Genomic DNA, 21,531 nt, shown 5'->3' with positions numbered 1-21,531 from the left:
AGACTGCAATGGATGTGATTAAAGAAGATCAAGTTCTCGACTGTTCAGGGATGCTTTGCCCTATTCCTGTGGTGAAAACATCCAAGGCGATCAAGGCGATGGAGGTAGGACAGGTATTGAAGATGATCGCCACCGACCCGGGCGCGCCGCCCGATATGGAGGCATGGAGCCGTCAGACGGGGAATGAATTACTGCGCTCGATGCAAGAGGACGGCAAGTTTGTTTTCTACATCAAACGAATGAAATAACCTTGAGGCTTGCGCGGGCGTTCTCTCACGCCCGCTACACATTTTACCTAGATGAAAGCCAAAGGAGGCTGACATGTCGAAATCCGATCCGAACGCCCCGAAGCGACTCGCCCTCATCGCTTCAAAAGGGACCTTAGACTGGGCTTACCCCCCGTTCATTCTCGCAAGTGCGGCAGGCGCGATGGGTTGGGAGGTAGGTATCTTCTTCACCTTCTATGGGCTGACGCTTCTCAAGCCGGACCTCACGGCTGCCGTCTCGCCATTGGGCAACCCCGCCATGCCGATGAAGATGCCGTTTGGTCCCGAAGGTTTCCAAAATGTCGCCTGGCCCATGCCGAACATTCTGATGGCAAATGTGCCTGGCTTCGAAGCGCTGGCAACCACATTAATGAAGCAGACCTTCAAAAACAAGGGCGTCGCTTCCATTCCCGAACTGCGCGATATGTGCATTGATCTCGACGTGCGCATGATCGGCTGTCAGATGACGATGGACGTCTTTGGCTTCAAGCGCGAGGACTTCATCAAGGAGTGCGAGATCGGCGGCGCGGCAACCTTCCTTGAATACGCGGCGGACGCGGACGTGCAGTTGTTCATTTGATGCGCAACGGACGTTCTCTAACGTCCGTTCTCTGATGGATCGGGCGCGTACACCTGCCTTGGCGGGCGGCGCCAGAGAGAGAATGCGCCCTACGCTTGATATGTTTTGGAGAAATCTCAACCATGAGCGTCTGGAAGACGAACGACCCCGATGTGAAAAAGATCCTCTACGTTCAGACTCACGGGGAGGCTGATCCTGAACGGACGGCGACTCCCTTCTTTCTTGCCACGGCGGGCGCGGCGATGGACAATGAAGTGTGCATTTACTTCACCATGAACGGTCCGCAGTGCGTGGCGAAGGACAACGGCGACAAGATCATCATCCCGCGCAAGGGAGGCGGCGGCAAAGAGTTGAAATTCTTCATCGAACAGGCGGCGGAAATCGGCGTGCGTTTTCTCGTCTGCCAGCCTTCGCTTGACCTGCACGGCTACACCATGGACGATATGATCGAAGGCGTGGAGATGATCGGCGGCGCGGCGTTCAACGACATGGCGTGCGATGCGGATGCGGTGATCGGGTTTTAGGCGTAACGCAAGATTCATCTTGCGCGCCACGCAAAATAAATTTTGCGGTATAGATATGTCGAGTTTTGTGCTTGTCCGCAGTTGCGTTTTGCCGCAGGGACTGTATTACAAGATCGAGGAGCATCTCTGGCTGAGACCCGAAGCGGATGGGAGCGTGACGCTCGGTTTTACGGACGTGGCGCAGACCACCGCTGGCAGGATGCTCGTGGTGAGTTTTCGTCCGATTGGCGCGCGGTATAAACAGGGCAAAACAGTCGCCATTGTGGAAAGCGCCAAGTGGCTCGGTCCATTGCGGGCGCCGATGGAGGGGACGCTGATCGCGGGGAACGAATCCCTGCTGGAGGATGCAGGATTGGTCAACCGCAGTCCGTACAACAAGGGCTGGATTGTCCGCTTCCAGCCCGACGATTTGGCCTCTGGTTTGAAGCAGTTCGCGGCGGGGACGGACGCGGCGCAACTGTACGAAGATTATATGTCCCGCAGAGATTTGGATGATTGCATCCACTGCGAAGGGTACGAGTTTCCTGATGATTGAGATTCGCTTCGGTGGGATTCGGCGGGGGGATGAATCCCCCGCCTCAGTGCATGGAAGTCGGATAAATCCGACTCAGCGCGCAGGATTTCCACTGCGAAGCGCTCTGTGGCGGCCCCGACGACTTGCGTTGAGAAAGTAACATGATTGAGATTCGAGTATTCACTCACCCCACGTGCGCGACCTGCCCGAACGCCATCCAGATGGTTCAGCGATTGGCGGCAGAAGATTCGCAAGTGGAGATGAAGTTGGTCAGTCTGGCAACCGCGAACGGACGCGCGATCGCCAAGTCGTTGAATGTGATGTCGGTGCCGACGGTGTTTGTCAATGAGACGCGGTTTGTGGGCGTCCCGAAATGGGATGATCTGCTGGAAGCGGTGAAGCAGGAAAAATCTTAGCGGCGCTGCGCCGCAAGATTTGTCTTGCGCCTTCGCAACATGAATGTTGCGGTACTTCGTGGAGTTTCTATGCCAACCACTCTTGAAAATTGGAATCCAGGCAAGGCGGTAGACCGTCACCCCGAGGCGACGTATGCAGAGAAGGAGAAACTCTTTCTCGAAGTCAAAAATGACGTGCGCTACTCGGACTTTCTCTACGGCTGTTACGAGTGCGGCATTTGCGTTTCGACCTGCCCCTCGGCGCGGTTCTATGACTTTAGCCCGCGTGTGATCGCGCAGGCAATCGCGCGCGAAGATGTCGAACGCGTGTACGACATTCTCACCGAGGATATTTGGAACTGCGCGCAGTGTTTCTCGTGCGTGCGCTGTCCGCGGCAGAACAACCCTGGGGGATTGGTCACGATTTTGCGCGAAGTTTCTCTCAAAAATGGATTACAAGAATCAAAGGATGCCCTGCAAGGCTACAGCCGCGTCATTTACAAAGTCATGCTCAAAGGGAATCAAGTCTCGCCTGATATGCTCCAGCCCGATTTCTTTCCCGATTGGGGTCCGTGGGTAACAAATTTTTCCCAGAACATGCACGTCTGGCGCAAAGCCATTCCCATGGATTCGATCCGCGGTCTGACCGATGTCGCCTGGCGCACGGATCGAAAGACTCTGCTCGAGCTGTATACGATCTGGTTCGAGTCGGGCAACATGGACATCATCAAAGAGTTGGATGAAAGTTTGTATGATCTGTTGGTTGAAGTGATGCAGGAAGAATTGGAAGAAGGATAGTTCGGTGGTCGAGTAGACGGCGGAAATCGTTTCGTCTTTGCAAATCAACTTTCCTCCGCCGTCGTACCGAGACCACAAGTAAGCAAAGTATATTTGTTATTGGTTTATTTCTGGTAACTGGTGGTCTCGATACGCCCCTCAAAAAGCATTCGGGGCTACTCGACCACCGAGATGGAATGAAATTGGAGAATCATGATGACCGAACTAACCACCGTCGAACAGATCCTCGAACGAAAATCGCATCCTGTAATTCGCGACGCAACGGTCGCGCCGACCGACGATATGCACGACCGCCTGCTGGAACTCGAAGCGAAGGGCGAGATCGTCCTGCAAAGGATGAAAGGCGACTATATCGAGTTCCCCACAAAGTATGGACGGATGAAAAAGATTCCCATCGAGCATACCTGGCATCACAAATCCTGCGGTCACTGCGGACACATCCCAGGCTATGCTTCATCAATCCTGTGGCTTCATCGTCAGTTCAATCTGGATTATCACGATCCCACCGACCAGACCTCCTGCACGGGCTGGAACTATTACGCCTCCGCCGCCTCCAACGCGGTGGGACAAGCCGCGGTGATGAGCCGCAACTTCGCCGCCGCCTATGAGACGGGATACTTTCCGTTGATCCACTGCGGCACGTCGTTTGGACATTACAAGGAGATCCGCGAGCAACTCGTCCATCACAAAGAACTGCGCGATGAAGTCCGCCGCATCCTCGATAAGATGGGCAAACCGCTGGTCATCCCCGAAGAGATCGTCCATTACAGCGAGTGGGTCTATGCCATGCGCGACCGCTTCAAGGAACGCCAGCTCGTGGACATGAGTCCGATCACAGCAACGGTTCATCCTGCCTGTCACTACTACAAGATCGTAGCCGAAGATGCGATCTATGATCCAGAAATTTACGGCGGACAGCGCACTGCTGTTGTCACTGCCATGCTTGAGTCTCTCGGCATCCACGTCGCGGACTATTCGACGTGGTTCGATTGTTGCGGCTTTGGTTTTCGTCACGTTCTCGTTCAACGTGATTTCACGCGTTCCTTCGCTGTGCTTCGCAAGATCGAAACAATGAAGAATGAAGTCAACCCCGACCTGACCGTGACTCACGATACAGGTTGTGTGACCACGCTCGATAAGAGTCAATTCGCCGCGAAAGCGCATGACCGCAAAGTTGGCATCCCTGTGTTATCCGACGCGCAGGTTGCGGCGCTGGCGATGGGCGCGCATCCCTTCCGCGTGGTGCAGTTCCACTGGCACTCGACGGATTGGCGGCCGTTAATGGAGAAACTCGGAATCAACTGGCAGAAATATTGGGATGAATTTCAGGCTGACCTCGACGCGATCCGCGCGGGGACGAAATCTGGGATCACGTGGCAGGATGCGGATCAACCCATTCATTTGACGGCGTAACAATGATTTGGGTAGTGGATGCTCTCTAGCGTCCACGTTGGCGTAAGAGAACGCCAACTACGCAAGATAAATAGGAGGAACACACATGTCAAACAAAGTCTTGGTCATCGGCGGGGGACCAGCGGGACTGGAAGCGGCGCGGTCTGTGGCTGAACTCGGCGGGGAAGCGATACTCATCGAAAAGCGCGAACGTCTCGGCGGCACGCCCGACCGTGAGTCTTACGCCAAGTTGACTCATCATTGGCGCGACGCGTCGGAAGCGATGGCGGAACTTGCCGCGTCGGTCACGAGTCACGCCAATGTGCAGGTGAAGTATCAAGCCGAAGTGAAGGGAATGTCGGGGAGCGCTGGCAACTTCACCGTCGAGATCGAAGCGGGCGGGGTTGCCGAGTCGCTCAATGTTGGATCGGTCATCATCGCCACGGGCTTCCAGCATTTCGATCCAGGCCGCGCGACGCAATACTACAATTATTATTCGTTCCCCGATGTCATCACGCTGACCGATCTCGAAAAAATGTTGAAGGAACACAAGGTCGTGCGTCCGTCGAACGGCGAAGCGCCGAAGAAGATCGCGTTCATTCAATGCGTCGGTTCGCGCGACAGGCAAATTGGAAACGAATATTGTTCGAAAGTTTGCTGCGGCATTGCAAGCAAACAAGCCATCGAGTTGCGCGAGCAATTGCCCGACAGCAAAGTGATGATCTTTTACATTGACATGCGCATGTATGGGTATTGGGAAAATGAAATTTACTGGCCTGCGCAGGAAAAATATAAAGTCAATTATGTGAAGGGCGTCATCAGCGAAGTGTTGAAGAAGGGCGATCAACTTTTGATTCGCGGCGAAGACACAACGATGAGCCGCCCGATGGAAGTGACGATGGATATGGTCGTGTTGTCGGTCGGCATGGAGCCGAGCGCAGGCACGCGCGCCATTTCGCAGTTGATGGGTGTTCAGCAAAATAAATACGGCTTCATCGAAGCGGGCGGCGCGGGCGGACTCGATACGGTCGCCACATCCGTCCCTGGAATTTTTGTCGCGGGCGCGGCGGCGGGCCCCGCCGATCTGAACGACTCGATTTCATCCGCTGGTCTTGCGGCGGCGCGCGCGATGGCGTTGGTGAGGGCGTAGCGCAAAATTAATTTTGCGGTACTAAAATCATGCTCCCTCAACGACAGAGTCACATCATCAAGCAAAAGACGGGACCTGATGATCCCGAACTGCAAACAAATTTGCAGGATGCGCTCGCGCAAGTATCGCCTGAAGATGTGATCGCGATTGCGGATGAATTGGCGGAACGTCACGCCCGCCTCTTTTCCGACCTTCGGCTTGACTCTGCTTCGTTGACATCTTCCTTCGCTGACGTCGCTTCCGCTGTCGCGCACACAAAAGCGAACGCGCGAACAATTACTAATTACTTTATGCAAGGCGATTACTCGCTCGTCCAGCAATTACTAAACGGCGAATCGCCAACTCCCGTTCGAGTTGCATCCTTCGTTGAAAAGTTGAGCGCGCTCGATACTCGTCTCGCGCTCGAACTCGCTACTGGACTTTTACACAATACAAATCCAAATGAACACTGGCTGTGGACTCGCTGGCTGTGGGATCCGACCGTCGGCACAGGGATTCTGCCGCTGCTGGCGGGAAGCACGCACAACTTACTCGCGGAGAATCTCGCGGACGGCTACGCCCGTGTGGGAGCGGTCAGCGCGATGAGTATCAAATTCGGCGAAGGGACAGGCTTGTGGTCTGAAGAATTGACCAGCGATGAGAGATGCGCTCCCTTTGCGAACAGCGCTTTTCTGGCGTGTGCCTATGGCGTTTACATGTATGGCTCGACCAGTTGGCGTTTGAGCCGCGACTTCAACGGGCTGCTGCCGTCCCTGCCGAATATGGCGCGGAGGTTGTTGGGATTGAGGAAGGCAAGAGATTAGAGGATTAGAGAACTAGAGAACTAGAGAATTAGAGACTAGAGATTGGAGATTGGTGAGTCGCTGTGGAGATTGTGGTTGCGAATAACGTTGATTCGACGGGAAAATCCCTGCCTCGTCTCAAGCGGACGTTAAATATGTCTGAGTTGCACGGTAAATCACGGACACTGTGGCGCAAACAACTAATCTCCAGTCTCCAATCTCCAATTACCACGAACCAGGAGTCTTCATGGCACCTAAGTATGAAAAAGCAAAAGCGATAGAAAGAGAAAACGTCATCGTAGACGGTATTGACGTTTCGGGACATTGGAACCGCATGTTTGAACAGCGGGTCATCACCGAGTACACACCCGAGCTGATCGAGAAGATCGCGGACATCCCGAACGCGGAGTCGTTTGCGAATTGTTATCAATGCGCCAAGTGCGTTGCCGTCTGCCCTGTAGATGTGGTCGGGAATTACGGTCCGCGCAAGTTGTATCGCTACGCCCAAACAGGCATGGACTTGACCGAAGCGCCCGAACTCTGGCTTTGCACGACGTGCGCGAATTGTCTGCGCGTGTGTCCCAAAGAAGTGAACATGGTCAAGATCATGCCCGCCGCGCGCGAACAGGCGATCCTTGACGGAAAATTTGTCCCGCCCGAATTACAGCAGGCATTCGAGAACACCGCCAAGAGCGGCAATCCGCTTGGACAACCTCAACGCAAGCGCGATGCGTGGATTCAAAATGCGGGCGTGCCTGTGCCGATCATCAAAGATGCGGCGCGTCCTGTGGATGTGCTTTGGTATGTCGGCTCGTATCCTTCGTATCATCCGCGCGGCATTGACGCGGCATCGGCGGCAGCGAGAATCTTCAACGCGTTGGGAATTGATTTTGCAATTTTAGGCAAAGAAGAAAAAGACGACGCCGACTCCCAGCGTTTGGCTGGCGAGAAGGGTCTGTTCGAGATGATGACCGAGTACAACATCGAGACCTTCAATAAGTACGAGTGGAAGGAATTGGTCGTCACGGGACCTCACGAACTCAATGCGTTCAAGAACGTGTATCCGAAATATGGTTTCGAGCGCCCCGTGCTTCATTACACAACTTTCCTCGTTCGTTATCTCGATCAACTCAAGCCGATGTTGAAGCACCCCGTCAATAAGAAGATTACCTATCACGATCCCTGCTATCTCGGACGTCACAACGGCGAATACGAAGCGCCGCGTCAACTGCTGGAAGCCATCCCTGGCGTGGAACTGGTCGAGATGGGACGCAACCGCGAAAACGGTTACTGTTGCGGCGGGGGCGGCGGCGGCATGTGGATGGACTCGTTCACCGCCAAGCACACCACCATGCGTCTCTCGGAAAAACGCGCGATGGAAGCCGCGTCCACGGGCGCGAACGTGCTGGCAGTCGCTTGTCCCTTCGAAGTCTCGCGCTTCACGGATGCGGTCAAGTCCACGGGCAATGAGCATGTGGATGTGCTGGATATTTTGGAGTTGTTGGATAGGGCGATGAGGGGTGAGTGATCAATTCGTCGAAGGTCAAAAGTCGAAAGTCATTCGACCTTTGACCTTCGACTTTCGACGTGAATTTGTAACTCAATCATAGGAGAGTGATTTTCATGAACATAGTTGTAGCCATCAAACACATCCCCAGCATTGCCGATGACCTGCCCGTCAAAGGCAATAACGTGGATTTCGACTCGGTGGATTTTGTCCTCAATGAATGGGACGAACATTCCATCGAGCAGGCGGTGTTGATCAAGGAAGCCGTCGGCGGGACGGTGACCGTGATCGGCGTGGACTTGATCGGGGAGTTGGACAATGCGCTTCATCTCGCGCTGGCAAAGGGCGCCGATAAAGTGGCAAAGATCACCGCTGACGATCCCGCCGCAGATTCGCATACGCAAGCCAAATGGCTGGCGGAAGCGGTCAAAGGCATGGGCGCGGATATGGTCTTCGCGGGCGTGCAGGCGTCGAACGATATTGACGGGCAGATCGGCGCGATGATCGCGGCGTATCTCGACATGCCCTACATCGGCGGGACGAGCGCGATCGAAGTCTCTGGAAGCGCGGCGACGGTCTCGAAGGAATTCCCTGGCGGTGTGGGGATGAAGTACTCGATCACGCTTCCATTCGTGGCGGGGGTGCAGTCCGCGCCGAAGCCGCCGCGTTATGCGCCCGTGAGCAAGGTCCGCCAAATGGCGCAGACTGCCACGGTGGAGAAGATCGCGCCGACGGGTGAGGCTTCATCGGGACTCGCGTTTAAGAAGATGGCTCCGCCTGTGGCGACGGGTCATGCCGAGATGATCGAAGGTTCGTCGAAGGAAGTGGCGGCGAAGATCGTGGAGTTGTTGAAGAGTAAGGGATTGGCGTAGAAGAGCAGAGATTAGAGAGTAGAGAATAGTGAGTAGTGAAGACGACTAATCTCTAATTATCTAATTATCTATTCTCTCTCCGAAGGAGATAACATGAGCAATGACATTCTTGTAATCACCGAACATATGGACGGAAAATTTTCGGATGTGTCGTTTGAGTTGGTGGGAAAAGCCAAAGAGTTGGCGAAGGCTTGGGGCGGGCAGGCAGTTGCCGTCGTGGTGGGAAGCGGAATCGCATCCAACGTGTTCGCGTCCGATTCGACGATCCACATTGACGACGCGGCGTTGAGTCATTTCAATCCCGAAGCGTATGGGAAAGTTGTTGAAGCGCTGGTCAAAGAAAGATCGCCGAAGCTGGTGATGTTCGGCTGGACGGTGACGGGCATGGACATGGCGGCGTGGTTGTCGGCGCGGCTGGGTGTGGCGTGTGCGGCGTATGTCAAAAATATCGGCGCGGATCTGACGATGAGTTGCGCGGCGTACGGCGGAAAGTTGACGGCGGAGGTCGCGCCCGAAGGCGGCATGGCGATCGCGGCGTGCCTGGCGGGTTCGTTCCCTGTGGAAGCGGGGCAGGGTTCGACGGCGGCGTCGGCGATAGCTTCGCCCGTTGATCTGAGTTCGTTGAAAGTGAAATTTGTGGAGGCGACCAAACCCGCTGGCGGCGATGTGGACATTACGTCGCAAACGAAACTGGTTTCGATCGGGCGCGGCATCGGCGGAAAAGAAAATGTGGAGTTGGCAGAGGAACTCGCGCAGAAGTTAGGCGCGGCGGTGTCGGCTTCGCGTCCCGTTGTGGATGCGGGCTGGTTGCCGCGCACGCGGCAGGTCGGCAAATCGGGACTCAAGGTCAAGCCGAAGTTGTATCTCATGCTCGGTATCTCTGGCGCGCCTGAACATCTCGAAGGCATGCAGAGCGCGGAGTTGATCATCGCGGTCAACACCGATAAGAAGGCGCCGATCTTCAACGTGGCGCATTACGGCGCGACAGCGGATCTGTTTGAAGTGGCTGAGGCGATGGTGGAACTACTTTAGATGAGTAGAGAATAGAGATTAGAGAGTAGTTGAGTTTCACTACTTATCTAATCTCTAATCATCTAATCTCTTTTCTGGGAGGGTACGTTGCTGACACTGATTGAAAAAATCATCTTCATTGCGCTGGCGTTGATTTCGGCAGGGTTTACGTTTCATGGATTCAAAGTCATCATCGACTCGATCCGCAAGGGACGCCCCGCGCCTGAGTTGAAGAATGTTCCGCTGAGCCTGGTCAAAGCGGCGATTACCGTTTTGTTCCAGCGCACGATCTTCAAGGCGCGCAAAGGTCTCAGCGCGATCCACATGGGATTGTTCTTCGGTCTCATCACGTATGCGTTCGTGAATCTGTTCGACGCGCTCGAAGGACTCGTCCCTGGCTTCGATCTGGTCTACGGCGGCAAACACATCCCCAACGCGCCAACTGGACTCGTCAACGCGTTCAATCTCATCGCCGACGTGATGAGCGTGTTCCTGCTTATCGCCATCACCGTATTTTTCGCGCGCCGCTTCATCGTCAAAGACAAGGCGCTTAACTATCGCGAAAATGTTTTGTTGAATCCGAAAGTCAAAGCGGGCGGGCAGGCGCGTGATTCTCTCATCGTGGATGTGTTCGTCGTCATGCACGTCATCGCGCACGTGTTGAGTCAAGCCTATCGCCTCACCGACGGCGCCGATCCGTTCATGCCGTTCGCAAGTTTTCTCAATTCCATTTTCGGCGCGTCCGAAACAGGCGTTCACGTCGCGTGGTGGGTCAGCATTGGCTGGGTGATGTTCATCATCCCGTATCTTTCGCGCAGTAAGCACACGCATTTTTTCATGTCGCCCATCAATCTCGGACTCGCAAAACAAAATCCGCGCGGTCAACTCGACCCTGCGATTCCGCTCACGATGATCGAAGGACAAAAGTTCGATCCTGGCGCGAAACACATTCACGATCTTTCGTGGAAGCGCGTTTTGGATTCGTATGCCTGCGTGCAATGCAATCGTTGTCAGGATGTCTGCCCTGCGAATTTTTACGGGAGACCGCTTTCGCCTTCGGCATTGGAGGTGAACAAGCGTTATCTTCTCAAGGAGGCGACCTTCGGTTCACATCCCGACCGACTCCTGCTTCCGCTTACGGAAAGTGTTATCTCCCCTGAGGCTGTTTGGTCTTGCACAACCTGTTACGCCTGCGTCCGCGTGTGTCCCGTCGGCAATGAGCCGATGGCAGACATTGTGGACATCCGCCGCCGCATGTTGATTGACGGTTATGAAATTGACAGCGGCGTGCAGAACGCGCTTCAATCTCTCGCGACGAACGGCAACTGGATGAGCAAAGGCAAACGTCTGCGCGGACGCTGGGCGAAGGAGATGCAGTTCCCCGTCAAGAACGCGACCGAGGAACCCGTTGAGCATTTGTGGTTTGTCGGCGATACGGCTTCGTTCGATGAGCGCGTCATCCCGAACACAAAACTGGTGGCACAACTCTTCCATCAAGGCGGCTTGGACTTCGGCATTCTCTATCAAAGCGAATCCAACGCGGGCAACGATGTCCGCCGCGTGGGGGAGGAAGGTTTGTTCGAGCAGTTGGTCGAGCAGAACATGGAAGCGTTCGGCAAAGCGCAGTTCAAACAGATCGTGACGACCGATCCGCATTCGTTCAACACGCTCAAGAACGAGTATCCGCAATTCGGCGGGACGTTTGAAGTGAAGCATTACACTGTGACCCTGCTCAAGTTAATTGAAGAGGGCAAACTCACGGTCAAGAATAAGTTGGCGAACTACAAAGTCACCTTCCATGACCCGTGCTATCTCGGACGCTACAACGGCGGATTCACCGCTCCGCGCAAACTGCTCGAACTTCTCGGCGTGGAATTCGTCGAAATGCCGCGCAACTGCGAGAACTCGTTCTGTTGCGGCGCAGGCGGCGGTCAGATATGGATGGGCAAGGTCGCGCCTGGCGAACGTCCCGCAGAGAATCGAATCAAGGAGGCGTTGTCCACGTTTGGCGAAGGCGCAGGCGACAAAACTCAACTCTTCATCGTCACCTGTCCGAAGGACATGATCATGTACTCCGACGCGGTCAAGACTACAGGCAACGAAGGCAGGATCGAAGTCCGCGATATTATCCAGCTGGTGGCGGAAGGCGTCGGCGTGGAAGAGGCTGTGGCGGCTGAATCCATTTCGGTTTAAGAGAGAAGAGTGGTCTCGATACGCCGCAAAAATCAAGAGCGCGGCTACTCGACCACCGATAAGATCAAAATGTTCAAGTGTCCCTATTGCGAGTTTAGCGGTAAGCGTTCCGAAGTCCATAATCACCTTGCGGAGACTCACGGCGATACGCTGGGTGTGCGCGTGGACGAATTCACGGGTCATACGTTTTATGTGATCACTTGTCCCGTGTGCGGCGCGAGTTATGAACAGGTCACGAAGAAAGCGCGCCGCGATCCAAATTTTGTGTCAGAATATGAGCATGAGATTCGGATGGTCGTTTTTGATCTGCTTTTGTATCATTTGCAAGGTGAGCATCAAATTGATGCGTAAGCGGCGCTCTCTTGCGCCGCCGCCGACGTTAGAGAACGTCGGCTACGCAATAACATCGGAGGCACAACATGGCAACTGTTCGTGGATGTAACATCCCTGAAGACCGCTTCTATTGGGTGGAGAAACATTGTTGGGCAATGCTCGAAGCGGACGGCACGGTGAGGATCGGCATCACCGACGTGGCGCAGAATCTGGCGAAGGGAATCGTCAACGTCACGCCGAAAGAGACGGGGCGCACCGTGCAGAAAGGCAAAAGCGCGGGGACTTTGGAAAGCGGCAAATGGGTGGGTCCTGTCACGTCGCCTGTGACGGGCGAGATCGTCGAGGTGAACGAAGCGGTCAAGGCGAAGCCGTCGCTGATCAACTCCGACCCGTACGGCGAAGGCTGGTTCGTCAAACTCAAGCCGACGGATTGGGCGGGCGAATCAGGCTCACTTGTCACGGGCGAGGCGGCGGCGGAAGCGTATCGGAAATTTATGGAAGAGCAGAATTTGAATTTCGAGTAAATGAGTTGGAAGGTTGAAGGTTGCAAGTTGAATGTTTGACCTGCAACCTTCAACCTTTGACCTTCAACCTCATGATCTTCTACGCCTGCGACATTCCCGAAGACCTGACCTACGACATCGAACGCGATGTGTGGATTCGATTCGATGGCGACTTTGCGACTCTCGGCATGACCGACGTGGCGCAGACGCGTTGCGGAAAATTTGCGGCAGTTAGTTTTCGGAGCGTCGGAAAAAAGGTGGAGCAGGGCAAGGCATTGGCGACAATTGAATCCGCCAAGTGGGTGGGACCGTTCCCCGCGCCGTTCTCGTGTGAGATCATCGAGACGAACGAAAGCGGTTTTGCGAGAGATATTTTGTTAGCCAACAAAGAGCCGTACACAACGGGCTGGCTCGTCAAGGTGAGACCAATGAATCTCGAAGCGGAATCCAGCCATCTCGTCACGGGTGAAGCGGCGGCAGAGAAATATAAAGAGAGAATCAAGGAATTGAAAGTCAACTGCCTCAGGTGCATTGATTGAACTGTGTACGTGTGTACTTGTTTACCTGTGTACCTTTTACCAACCCTGCCATCAAAAGGAGAATCCCAATGTCCAAGAAAATCCGTTTGCTCTACATGGAAGGCGTATCCCCACTGCGTTCGCAGACCGTTTATCACGCGGTCGGATATGCGATGAAAGAAGACACGCCGAACACCATCATCATGGTCTCGCCGAACGGACCGTATGTCTCGATTGGCTATCATCAGGATATACAAAAAGAAGTTGATCTCGATTACTGCGAAAAACACAACCTGCCCGTTTATCGTCGTGAAGTGGGCGGCGGCGCGGTGTTTTTGGATAACGGTCAACTCTTTACGCAATGGATCTTCCACAAGGAAGACCTGCCCGCCACGCTCGAAGAACGCTTCAAACTTTACATTGACCCGCTCGTGCAAACCTATCAGGCGCTGGGCGTCAATGCGAATCATCGCCCGATCAACGATGTGCATGTCAACGGCAAGAAGATCGGCGGCACGGGCGCGGCGCAGATGGGCATTGCGGAAGTTCTTGTCGGCAGTTTGATGTACACCTTCGACAAGAAGACCATGTCGCAGGTGTTGAAAGTCCCGTCCGAGAAAATGCGCGACAAGATTTTTGAATCGCTCGAAGCCTACATGACCACCATGACCGAACAACTCGGCTCGACTCCCGACCGTGCTATGGTCAAGGATTTGTATATGAAGAAAGTCTCCGAAGCGCTGGGCATGGAAGTGTACGAAGGCGAATGGACGGAGGAGGAGGAAGCGATGGCAAAAGAGATCGACGCGCGCTTCGTCTCCGATGAATGGCTGTATCAAAAAGGTCAACTCAAACAGCAGGGCGTGAAGATCCATCAGGATGTGCACATCGTCGAAGCGGCGTTCAAGTCGCAGGGCGGTCTGATCCGCATCATCGCCCGCCTGCGCGAGGGACGCATTGACGACGTCGCCATCTCTGGCGATTTCACGCTGCTGCCCGTCTTCGCATTGGGCGCGCTCGAACAATCGTTGCGCGGTGTCGCCGCCACGCCAGAGAATCTCAAATCCAAGATCGAAGAAGCGTATTACCGCCTCAACATCCAATCCCCTGGCGTCACGCCGACAGATTTCACAACGGCGATCATGAATGCGGTCACACCTCCGCAAGCCACTTAAAAAATTAACCGCGAAGAGCGCTAAGAACGCGAAGATATAAAAATTTTTTCTTAGCGACCTTTGCGTGCTTCGCGGTTCAAAGGTTTTCATGACTCAAAACTACGGCTTCCTCATCGACCAAAGCAAGTGCATCGGCTGTCATGCGTGTTCCACCGCGTGCAAGTCCGAGAATCAAGTTCCACTCGGCGTGAATCGCACGTGGGTCAAGTATGTGGAGACAGGCGCGTACCCTGACGTGCGCCGCCGCTTTCAGGTGACGCGTTGTAATCATTGCGCCAACCCGCCGTGCGTGCGCATCTGTCCAGTCACGGCGATGTATCAACGCGATGACGGCATCGTCGAATTCGATCCGAGCATTTGCATTGGATGTAAATCCTGTATGCAAGCCTGCCCGTATGATTCGATCTATCTCGATCCCGAAACGAACACTGCCGCGAAATGTCATTTCTGCGCGCATCGTTTGGATGTGGGACTCGAACCCGCCTGCGTCGTCGTCTGCCCCGAACACGCCATCCTCGCTGGAGATTTGAACGACCCCGCTTCAGAAATAAGCCGACGCCTGTCCACTGCGCAAGCGACCGTTCGCAAGCCCGAGCAGGGAACCGCGCCGAAATTGTTTTACATCAACGGCAACGATTGGTCGCTGCATCCCTCCGCCGCGCAAACGCACAATTCATTCATGTGGGCGGATAAGGTCACGGAGCAAAATGTTTCCGCGTTCGCGTTGCCCGTATTACAGCCATCGTCATCGTCATCGTCAGCGTTAGAGAACGCTGACTACGCGGGTGGTGGGCGTAAGCGACGTTCTCTAACGTCGCATTCAGGCACACCCATCCGCACGCCGCAGCCACAGGGACAACCGCTCAACGGTCCGATCCAGATCGGCGGACGCGTCGCGGAGCACATGGTACAAACCGCGTACAACGCACAGCATAAAATCCAATGGCATTGGGAACTGCCCGCGTATCTCGTCACAAAAAACATCGCGGGCGGATTGTTCATGTTGTTGAGTCTTGGCGCGATGTTGAATCTCTTCCGCTTCGACTCAGCAACCTTCCTTGCCGCAGGATTTACCGCGATGCTCTTCATGTTCATCACTGTGATTTTGCTGATCAAAGATTTGTCACAACCCAAACGTTTCTTGAATATCTTGTTGCGCCCGCAATGGAAGTCGTGGGTAGCGAGAGGCGCGTTCATTTTGGTCGGCTTCACCGCCATTGGGGGGCTGTGGTGGCTGATCGAAGGTGCGGCATCCATGAATTGGATTTCAAAAGATTTGGTCTTTGCACTTCGTCCCGTCGCCGCGTGGATAACGCTTCCGCTGGCATTGTTTTCTGTAATTTACACCGCCTTCCTGCTCGGTCAAGCCGAGGGACGCGACATATGGCAGAACAACCTATTGCCGTTTCAACTTTTCTCCCAATCCATGATGACCGCAAGCGGAGTATTCCTTGCGCTGAATCTCTTCGTCAACTTCCCCGCTGATCTAACTGCTTTGCTGACCGTTCTCTTCCCAATAAGCATCGCCATCAATCTCCTCTTGACCTTCGCTGGCAAACTCAATTCCTTTCCGACCGATACCGCCATGCTCGCCTCGCGCGAAATGACGCACGGAAAATTCCGCAATCATTACTGGTGGGGCGGGATCGCGCTGGGACATGTCATGCCGCTTGTGCTGATGATCTTCTTCGCATCCGCGTTGCCTGTTGCCGTTCTCGCCGCGCTGATCGGCTTGTTCTTCTACGAATACGCCTTCGTGATGGCGCCGCAGTATATTCCGAATTCGTAGGTTAATAGTCGTGATCACTCTTACTTTTGCTGGAGACGAAGCAGGCGACGTAAGTCTGAGTTTCAATAAAGGCGCATCGCGGTATTTCGTGCCTGCTTTTATCTCCACCCAATTCCCCGACGATTTAAGGCAAACTTTGTCTAACCTGCGCCAAACGCTGGATTTACGTGAAACACACGAATTCAAATTTCATAAAATGGCATCGGCTGAAGTCCGCAATCAGGTGTTTTCAGCGCTTGCACACGCCAAGTTTGACGCATGGGCTTTGATCGTGGATAAGACTCGCCTGCCGAAAATTTTCGAGACGACGGAAAGCATTGAAATTTATACACATTTCATCACGGAATTGCTTGACATCATCCCTGCCGAATTGCAAAAGGGCGCCACCCTAATTCTCGATGAGTTCGGCTCGACCCCCGACCTGCGCACCGAGTTGCGCCGCGCCATGCTCAAACGTCACATGCCGCGACTCTTCAAACGGGTAATTGTCCGCAGTTCGCATCGCGAATCTCTGATTCAAGTCGCTGACCTTGTGGCAGGCGCGGTCATGCGCAGGGATTCGCAAAACGACTCGGAGGCATTTGACATGATTTCAAGGAAGATCAAACGACTGGAGTTATACCGCCCTTATTAAAATAACCCGCCTCGCTAGCCCGTATCCTTCAACAGAAGGGGGCAGGCAGCCACATGGCTGCTTTTCGCGAGACAGGATGAGCGATCAAAACGCTTTTGACCGTTGGACTTCGTCCGCTGGCAAATTCATTATATACCCGTATGACTGCTGTTTGCAAGATGGAAATTGCCCTAAAAACCAAATTTGAAATTACATAACTTGTATCTCGTAACCTGGACTTACCCATGACCCTCACCCCTCCTCAAACCTCCGCAGGCACCGCCCTCCCTCACTTCGCGGACTCTGACCGCAAGCCCGTCAAACTGACCGAGGTCGTCCACCCCGATGGGCGCATCAGCCAGTATCCGCCTCCCGAAGTATGGGATGATTGGACAGAGTGGGATGGAAAAGAGTGGCCCAAGCGCGTAGCGAGAAATTACACTCTCGTGCCCACCGTCTGCTTCAACTGTGAATCCGCCTGTGGACTTCTCGCTTACGTGGACAAGGACACCTACGAGATTCGCAAGTTCGAAGGCAACCCCGTCCATCCTGGCTCGCGCGGACGTAACTGCGCCAAGGGACCCGCCACCCACAATCAAGTCTATGACCCCGAACGGATTTTGTATCCGCTGAAACGAGTCGGCAAGCGCGGCGAAGGGAAATGGGAACGCATCAGTTGGGAACAGGCTCTCACAGAGATCGCGGAGAAAATGCGCGAGAGCAAACTCCGCCGCCCGAATGGAATTGTCTATCACGTCGGTCGTCCAGGTGAAGACGGATACACCAACCGCGTCGTGCAGACCTGGGGCATGGATGGTCACAACAGTCACACCAACATCTGCTCGTCGTCGTCACGCGCGGGCTACAACTTTTGGATCGGACAGGACAGACCGAGTCCCGACTTTGCAAATGCCAGAGTCATTCTGCTCATTTCGAGTCATCTCGAAACGGGACATTACTTCAACCCGCACGCGCAGCGCATCATCGAAGCGAAAACCGACGGCGCGAAACTCATCACCTTCGATCCGCGTCTCTCGAACACCGCTTCCATGAGCGATGTCTGGCTCCCGACATATCCTGGCAGTGAAAATACAATTCTCCTCGCCATTGCGAATCACTTAATCCAAAATGATCTCTACAACAAAGACTTCATGCGGAAATGGGTTAACTGGAAGGAAACACTGAAAGCAGTCGCCGAGGGAAAGTTGTCAGTAAACAGCGACCAGCTATCGGCGGAGATTCGAAGCGCACTCGCTTCCACCGACCTGACACCTGAAACCTGGAACCTGAAACTTTTCCCGCTCTTCGACCGCCTCCTTAAATCCCTCTACTCCGAATACACCTTCGAACGCGCCGCGCAAGAATCCGAAGTCCCCATCGAACGCATTCAGGAGACCGCGCGACTCGTCGCCAACTGCGAAGGGAAACTTGCCACGCACGTTTGGCGTTCCGCCAGCGTTGGCAATCTCGGCGGATGGCAGGTTGCGCGTTGTCTCTTTTTCCTCAATGTCTTAACTGGAAGCGTTGGCAACAAGGGCGGCACATCCATGACCAACTGGAATAAATTTGTGCCGAAGCCGTTCAAGGGCGCGCCCGCTCCTGAAACGTGGAACGAACTGCATTATCCAATCGAATATCCGCTCGCGCATTACGAGATGTCCATTCTTTTGCCGCACATGCTCGAAGAAGGTCGCGGCGACATTGACGTGTATTTCACGCGCGTCTACAACCCGCTGTGGGTCAACCCCGACGGCTTCATGTGGCTCAAGGCGCTCAAGCGCGAAGACTCAAAAATAAAATGTTATGTCGCGCTCACGCCCACGTGGAATGAAACCGCATGGTTTGCGGATTATGTTTTGCCCACAGGTCACGGACCCGAACGCCACGACCTGATGAGTCAGGAAACACACAACAGTCAATGGATCGCATTCCGCCAGCCTGTGCGGCGCGTGGCGATGGAACGCGCGAGCATCAACGTTGATTTCACCTATCAAGCCAACCCTGGTGAAGTGTGGGAAGAGAACGAGTGGTGGATTCAACTTTCCGCGCGCATGGACCCCGACGGGTCGCTCGGCATTCGTCAGTGGTTCGAGTCGCCGTATCGCAAGGGCGAGATCATCACTGTGGACGAATACTATCAATGGATATTTGAAAACTCCGTGCCTGGACTCCCCGAAGCCGCCGCGCGCGAGGGCTTGACTCCGCTCGCGTATATGCGGAAGTATGGAGTCTTTGAAGTGAAGAAAGAGAATTATTCTCCCTTCGACAAAACGCTTCAGACTCAGCCTCAGGCTGGATTCGCCTCCGATGAGCATGATCGCGCCTTAGACTCTTCTGGCGCAATCGTCGGCGTGATGGTGGACGGACAACCGAAGGCTGGCTTCGACACTCCATCGAAAAAACTCGAATTCTTCAGCGACACGCTCGCCAATTGGGGCTGGAGCGAAAAAGAAAACGTGATTCCCTGGGCAGTGAAGAGTCATGTTCATCCCGATACCATTGACCGCGAAAAAGGCGAGATGATCCTTCTGCCCAACTTCCGTTTGCCGACACTGATCCACACGCGCAGCGCAAACGCGAAGTGGCTGTATGAAATCTCGCACAAGAATCCCATCTGGATGAATCCCGAAGACGCGCGCCGCCTCGGGCTTGAAACAGGCGACCTCGCCAAAGTGGAGACGGAGATCGGTCACTTCGTGGATTCTGTTTGGGTCACCGAAGGAATCAAGCCTGGCATCATTGCCATTAGTCACCACTTGGGACGCTGGCGTTTGAACGAAGACTCAGGCGTGAACAAAGGCTCATCGAATCTCGTTGAACTGCACGACGATGGCAAAGGCGGATTCCTCATGCGCGTCATCCACGGCGCAACGGCGTGGACTTCGTCCGACCCCGACACGAGTCGCATCTGGTGGAGCAACGTCGGCGTGAATCAGAACCTCGCTCACGCCGTTCACCCTGACCCAATCAGCGGAGTCCATTGCTGGCTGCAAAAAGTATTCAACGTCCGCAAAGCCGAAGCGGGTGAAAAAGCGGGCGATCTCTTCGTGGACACGAATAAGTCCATGGAAAAATATCGCGAATGGCTGGCAATGACCCGCCCCGCGAATCAAGTCAGCCCCGATGGAAATCGCAGACCGTATTGGTTAACGCGTCCGCTCAAACCGACGAAAGAGGCGTATAAGTTGAAGAAGTAACGCGAAATTTATTTCGCAAGTCTGTTGCTGTGGCTTGCGCGAGATTTTGCCATAGAGCCAATCCCGAGGGGATGATCGGACTCTAGAATCATGGCGTGCCATTCCGAATCCCAAAGGGATGACATGATTCACGCGAATGTAAGGTTCGCTCTGGCGAAACAGAATCAACTCAAGGTGAGTCTGAAGCCTCATCCAGAAAGAATATCCTATGCCAATCAAATCTACGAAAGCAAAAAAGAATCCAAAAGTGGAAGGGTCCGAAGAGCCCGTCTGGACGTATCGCGGCTATCAACTCAAATCCAGCGAATTTGTGACGGCGATGGTGCATTTCTTTCGCGCCGAAATTCAACGCGCCAATGTCTGGCGTCAACGGCTGGATACGACCACAAACTGGGCGGTGGTTGCCACAGGCGCCACGTTGTCCATCGCGTTCAGCCAGGCATCCGTGCATCACGCCATCATCCTCCTGAACACATTGTTGGTGTTGTGGTTCCTGTTCATCGAGGCGCGGCGCTATCGTTATTATGAACTATGGAGTTACCGCGTGCGCTTGATGGAAACGGATTTTTACGCGGCGATGCTCGTGCCGCCGTTCCATCCCTCCCCCGAATGGGCAGAGAGCCTGGCGGAGAATCTGCTTTCTCCCAAGTTCCCCATTTCGATCTGGGAGGCGTTTGGCCGCCGTCTGCGTCGGAATTATTTTTGGATCTTGCTCATCCTGTACGCGTCATGGGCGGCGAAGATCTGGTTGTTTCCAGAGCCTGCGAATTCGTTCGCCGAATTCGTCAATCGCAGCGCCATCGGACCTGTGCCGGGACAGATCATGATCTTGTTTGGCGTTGTTTTTTATTTAACGCTCACGGTCATTGCCCTGGCAACCATCACAATGACGCGCGCCACAGGCGAGATCCTCCCGCGTTTTGGGGATGATGCTACAGTCCATGGCTTATCTGCCGCCGAGGAAAAGCCCAAGGGTCTACGCGCGTTTCTCGCGCCGCGTAACCGCCGCAGGCAATTGCTCGCGCTCGTGATCACCAGCCAGGCAGAGGCTGTTTCGAAACGCATCCTCGCCGATCTGAGGCGCGGCGTGACCGCGATGCAAGGCAAGGGTATGTATACGGGAAGCGAGCGTTCGATCCTCGTGTGCGCGCTCACGGTCACCGAAGTCCATAACTTGAAAGCGGCTGTCGCCAAAGAAGACCCGCGCGCATTCGTCATCGTTTCTCCCGCGCAGGAAATTTTGGGGCGCGGCTTCAATCCGTTGGAGGAGAAATAAAATAGGTTCTTGACGCAGTTGCCCGGCGTCAAGGTAGGCGGCGCGATTTGCCAAACCAATCGAACTGTCGCCTAGCCTTCGTGAAGCGCTGTCAACAAAAACATGTTGCTCCCTAACAACTGGGGAGCAACATGTTTAGTTTC

At 54.4% G+C, this 21,531-nt stretch carries 21 protein-coding genes; all 21 read left to right on the top strand.

The window, feature by feature from the left end; translation table 11 throughout:
* The first annotated feature begins 8 nt into the window (after positions 1–8).
* The 21 genes from AC16KF_RS13460 (at position 9) to AC16KF_RS13360 (ending at position 21,388) form a co-directional block, all read left to right on the top strand.
* Positions 9–248 (top strand): sulfurtransferase TusA family protein, encoded by a 240-nt coding sequence (locus AC16KF_RS13460; protein WP_484038043.1) that lies wholly within the window; start codon positions 9–11, stop codon positions 246–248.
* 73 nt (positions 249–321) lie between these two features.
* Positions 322–846 carry a sulfur carrier protein DsrE2 gene (gene dsrE2, locus AC16KF_RS13455; RefSeq protein ID WP_484037843.1) on the top strand — a complete coding sequence of 175 codons (525 nt, stop codon included), beginning with the start codon at positions 322–324 and terminating at the stop codon, positions 844–846.
* A gap of 122 nt (positions 847–968) precedes the next feature.
* A complete protein-coding gene (locus AC16KF_RS13450) occupies positions 969–1,370 on the top strand; it encodes a DsrE family protein (protein ID WP_484037842.1) in 402 nt (133 codons plus the stop codon).
* 55 nt (positions 1,371–1,425) lie between these two features.
* Positions 1,426–1,905 carry a biotin/lipoyl attachment domain-containing protein gene (locus AC16KF_RS13445; protein ID WP_484037841.1) on the top strand — a complete coding sequence of 160 codons (480 nt, stop codon included), beginning with the start codon at positions 1,426–1,428 and terminating at the stop codon, positions 1,903–1,905.
* Positions 1,906–2,045: 140 nt separating this feature from the next.
* The gene (locus AC16KF_RS13440) at positions 2,046–2,300 is read left to right on the top strand and encodes a thioredoxin family protein (RefSeq protein WP_484037840.1); all 255 of its coding nucleotides are present in this window, start codon (positions 2,046–2,048) and stop codon (positions 2,298–2,300) included.
* 69 nt (positions 2,301–2,369) lie between these two features.
* On the top strand, positions 2,370–3,077 hold the full coding sequence (locus AC16KF_RS13435; protein ID WP_484037839.1) for a 4Fe-4S dicluster domain-containing protein: 708 nt from the start codon (positions 2,370–2,372) through the stop codon (positions 3,075–3,077).
* Positions 3,078–3,272: 195 nt separating this feature from the next.
* Entirely contained in the window at positions 3,273–4,490 is a 1,218-nt protein-coding gene (locus tag AC16KF_RS13430; RefSeq protein ID WP_484038042.1) for a heterodisulfide reductase-related iron-sulfur binding cluster, read from the top strand.
* An 85-nt stretch (positions 4,491–4,575) separates the two neighbouring features.
* The gene (locus tag AC16KF_RS13425; protein WP_484037838.1) at positions 4,576–5,619 is read left to right on the top strand and encodes a CoB--CoM heterodisulfide reductase iron-sulfur subunit A family protein; all 1,044 of its coding nucleotides are present in this window, start codon (positions 4,576–4,578) and stop codon (positions 5,617–5,619) included.
* 29 nt (positions 5,620–5,648) lie between these two features.
* On the top strand, positions 5,649–6,422 hold the full coding sequence (locus AC16KF_RS13420; protein WP_484037837.1) for a hypothetical protein: 774 nt from the start codon (positions 5,649–5,651) through the stop codon (positions 6,420–6,422).
* A 226-nt stretch (positions 6,423–6,648) separates the two neighbouring features.
* A complete protein-coding gene (locus AC16KF_RS13415; protein ID WP_484037836.1) occupies positions 6,649–7,929 on the top strand; it encodes a (Fe-S)-binding protein in 1,281 nt (426 codons plus the stop codon).
* Positions 7,930–8,024: 95 nt separating this feature from the next.
* Complete coding sequence (locus tag AC16KF_RS13410; RefSeq protein ID WP_484037835.1) at positions 8,025–8,780, top strand: electron transfer flavoprotein subunit beta/FixA family protein; 756 nt, start codon at positions 8,025–8,027, stop codon at positions 8,778–8,780.
* 93 nt (positions 8,781–8,873) lie between these two features.
* Positions 8,874–9,812, top strand: coding sequence for an electron transfer flavoprotein subunit alpha/FixB family protein (locus tag AC16KF_RS13405; protein ID WP_484037834.1), 939 nt, complete (start codon positions 8,874–8,876; stop codon positions 9,810–9,812).
* An 87-nt stretch (positions 9,813–9,899) separates the two neighbouring features.
* Positions 9,900–11,984, top strand: coding sequence for a (Fe-S)-binding protein (locus AC16KF_RS13400; protein ID WP_484037833.1), 2,085 nt, complete (start codon positions 9,900–9,902; stop codon positions 11,982–11,984).
* Positions 11,985–11,993: 9 nt separating this feature from the next.
* Positions 11,994–12,335: a hypothetical protein gene (locus tag AC16KF_RS13395; RefSeq protein WP_484037832.1), complete on the top strand. Its 342-nt coding sequence runs from the start codon at positions 11,994–11,996 to the stop codon at positions 12,333–12,335.
* Between the two features lie 68 nt (positions 12,336–12,403).
* Complete coding sequence (gcvH, locus tag AC16KF_RS13390; protein ID WP_484037831.1) at positions 12,404–12,841, top strand: glycine cleavage system protein GcvH; 438 nt, start codon at positions 12,404–12,406, stop codon at positions 12,839–12,841.
* Between the two features lie 35 nt (positions 12,842–12,876).
* Positions 12,877–13,359: a biotin/lipoyl attachment domain-containing protein gene (locus tag AC16KF_RS13385; protein WP_484037830.1), complete on the top strand. Its 483-nt coding sequence runs from the start codon at positions 12,877–12,879 to the stop codon at positions 13,357–13,359.
* Between the two features lie 68 nt (positions 13,360–13,427).
* Positions 13,428–14,513 carry a lipoyl protein ligase domain-containing protein gene (locus tag AC16KF_RS13380; RefSeq protein ID WP_484037829.1) on the top strand — a complete coding sequence of 362 codons (1,086 nt, stop codon included), beginning with the start codon at positions 13,428–13,430 and terminating at the stop codon, positions 14,511–14,513.
* Between the two features lie 88 nt (positions 14,514–14,601).
* The gene (locus AC16KF_RS13375) at positions 14,602–16,302 is read left to right on the top strand and encodes a 4Fe-4S dicluster domain-containing protein (protein WP_484037828.1); all 1,701 of its coding nucleotides are present in this window, start codon (positions 14,602–14,604) and stop codon (positions 16,300–16,302) included.
* 10 nt (positions 16,303–16,312) lie between these two features.
* On the top strand, positions 16,313–16,936 hold the full coding sequence (locus AC16KF_RS13370; protein WP_484037827.1) for a DUF3800 domain-containing protein: 624 nt from the start codon (positions 16,313–16,315) through the stop codon (positions 16,934–16,936).
* A gap of 224 nt (positions 16,937–17,160) precedes the next feature.
* Positions 17,161–20,112: a molybdopterin-dependent oxidoreductase gene (locus tag AC16KF_RS13365; protein WP_484037826.1), complete on the top strand. Its 2,952-nt coding sequence runs from the start codon at positions 17,161–17,163 to the stop codon at positions 20,110–20,112.
* A gap of 208 nt (positions 20,113–20,320) precedes the next feature.
* Positions 20,321–21,388: a DUF2270 domain-containing protein gene (locus AC16KF_RS13360; protein ID WP_484037825.1), complete on the top strand. Its 1,068-nt coding sequence runs from the start codon at positions 20,321–20,323 to the stop codon at positions 21,386–21,388.
* The last annotated feature ends 143 nt before the right edge of the window (positions 21,389–21,531 follow it).

The organism is Candidatus Defluviilinea gracilis, from assembly GCF_057138825.1.
The sequence above is the reverse complement of the archived record's forward strand: the minus strand, read 5'-3'. Positions and strand labels throughout refer to the sequence as shown.

Excerpts from the sequence above, each read along its gene's own strand:
- AC16KF_RS13460 (WP_484038043.1), top strand. The coding sequence starts at position 9 with ATGGATGTGATTAAAGAAGATCAAGTTCTCGACTGTTCAGGGATGCTT.
- dsrE2 (WP_484037843.1), top strand. The coding sequence starts at position 322 with ATGTCGAAATCCGATCCGAACGCCCCGAAGCGACTCGCCCTCATCGCT.
- AC16KF_RS13450 (WP_484037842.1), top strand. The coding sequence starts at position 969 with ATGAGCGTCTGGAAGACGAACGACCCCGATGTGAAAAAGATCCTCTAC.
- AC16KF_RS13445 (WP_484037841.1), top strand. The coding sequence starts at position 1,426 with ATGTCGAGTTTTGTGCTTGTCCGCAGTTGCGTTTTGCCGCAGGGACTG.
- AC16KF_RS13440 (WP_484037840.1), top strand. The coding sequence starts at position 2,046 with ATGATTGAGATTCGAGTATTCACTCACCCCACGTGCGCGACCTGCCCG.
- AC16KF_RS13435 (WP_484037839.1), top strand. The coding sequence starts at position 2,370 with ATGCCAACCACTCTTGAAAATTGGAATCCAGGCAAGGCGGTAGACCGT.
- AC16KF_RS13430 (WP_484038042.1), top strand. The coding sequence starts at position 3,273 with ATGACCGAACTAACCACCGTCGAACAGATCCTCGAACGAAAATCGCAT.
- AC16KF_RS13425 (WP_484037838.1), top strand. The coding sequence starts at position 4,576 with ATGTCAAACAAAGTCTTGGTCATCGGCGGGGGACCAGCGGGACTGGAA.
- AC16KF_RS13420 (WP_484037837.1), top strand. The coding sequence starts at position 5,649 with ATGCTCCCTCAACGACAGAGTCACATCATCAAGCAAAAGACGGGACCT.
- AC16KF_RS13415 (WP_484037836.1), top strand. The coding sequence starts at position 6,649 with ATGGCACCTAAGTATGAAAAAGCAAAAGCGATAGAAAGAGAAAACGTC.
- AC16KF_RS13410 (WP_484037835.1), top strand. The coding sequence starts at position 8,025 with ATGAACATAGTTGTAGCCATCAAACACATCCCCAGCATTGCCGATGAC.
- AC16KF_RS13405 (WP_484037834.1), top strand. The coding sequence starts at position 8,874 with ATGAGCAATGACATTCTTGTAATCACCGAACATATGGACGGAAAATTT.
- gcvH (WP_484037831.1), top strand. The coding sequence starts at position 12,404 with ATGGCAACTGTTCGTGGATGTAACATCCCTGAAGACCGCTTCTATTGG.
- AC16KF_RS13380 (WP_484037829.1), top strand. The coding sequence starts at position 13,428 with ATGTCCAAGAAAATCCGTTTGCTCTACATGGAAGGCGTATCCCCACTG.
- AC16KF_RS13375 (WP_484037828.1), top strand. The coding sequence starts at position 14,602 with ATGACTCAAAACTACGGCTTCCTCATCGACCAAAGCAAGTGCATCGGC.
- AC16KF_RS13365 (WP_484037826.1), top strand. The coding sequence starts at position 17,161 with ATGACCCTCACCCCTCCTCAAACCTCCGCAGGCACCGCCCTCCCTCAC.
- AC16KF_RS13360 (WP_484037825.1), top strand. The coding sequence starts at position 20,321 with ATGCCAATCAAATCTACGAAAGCAAAAAAGAATCCAAAAGTGGAAGGG.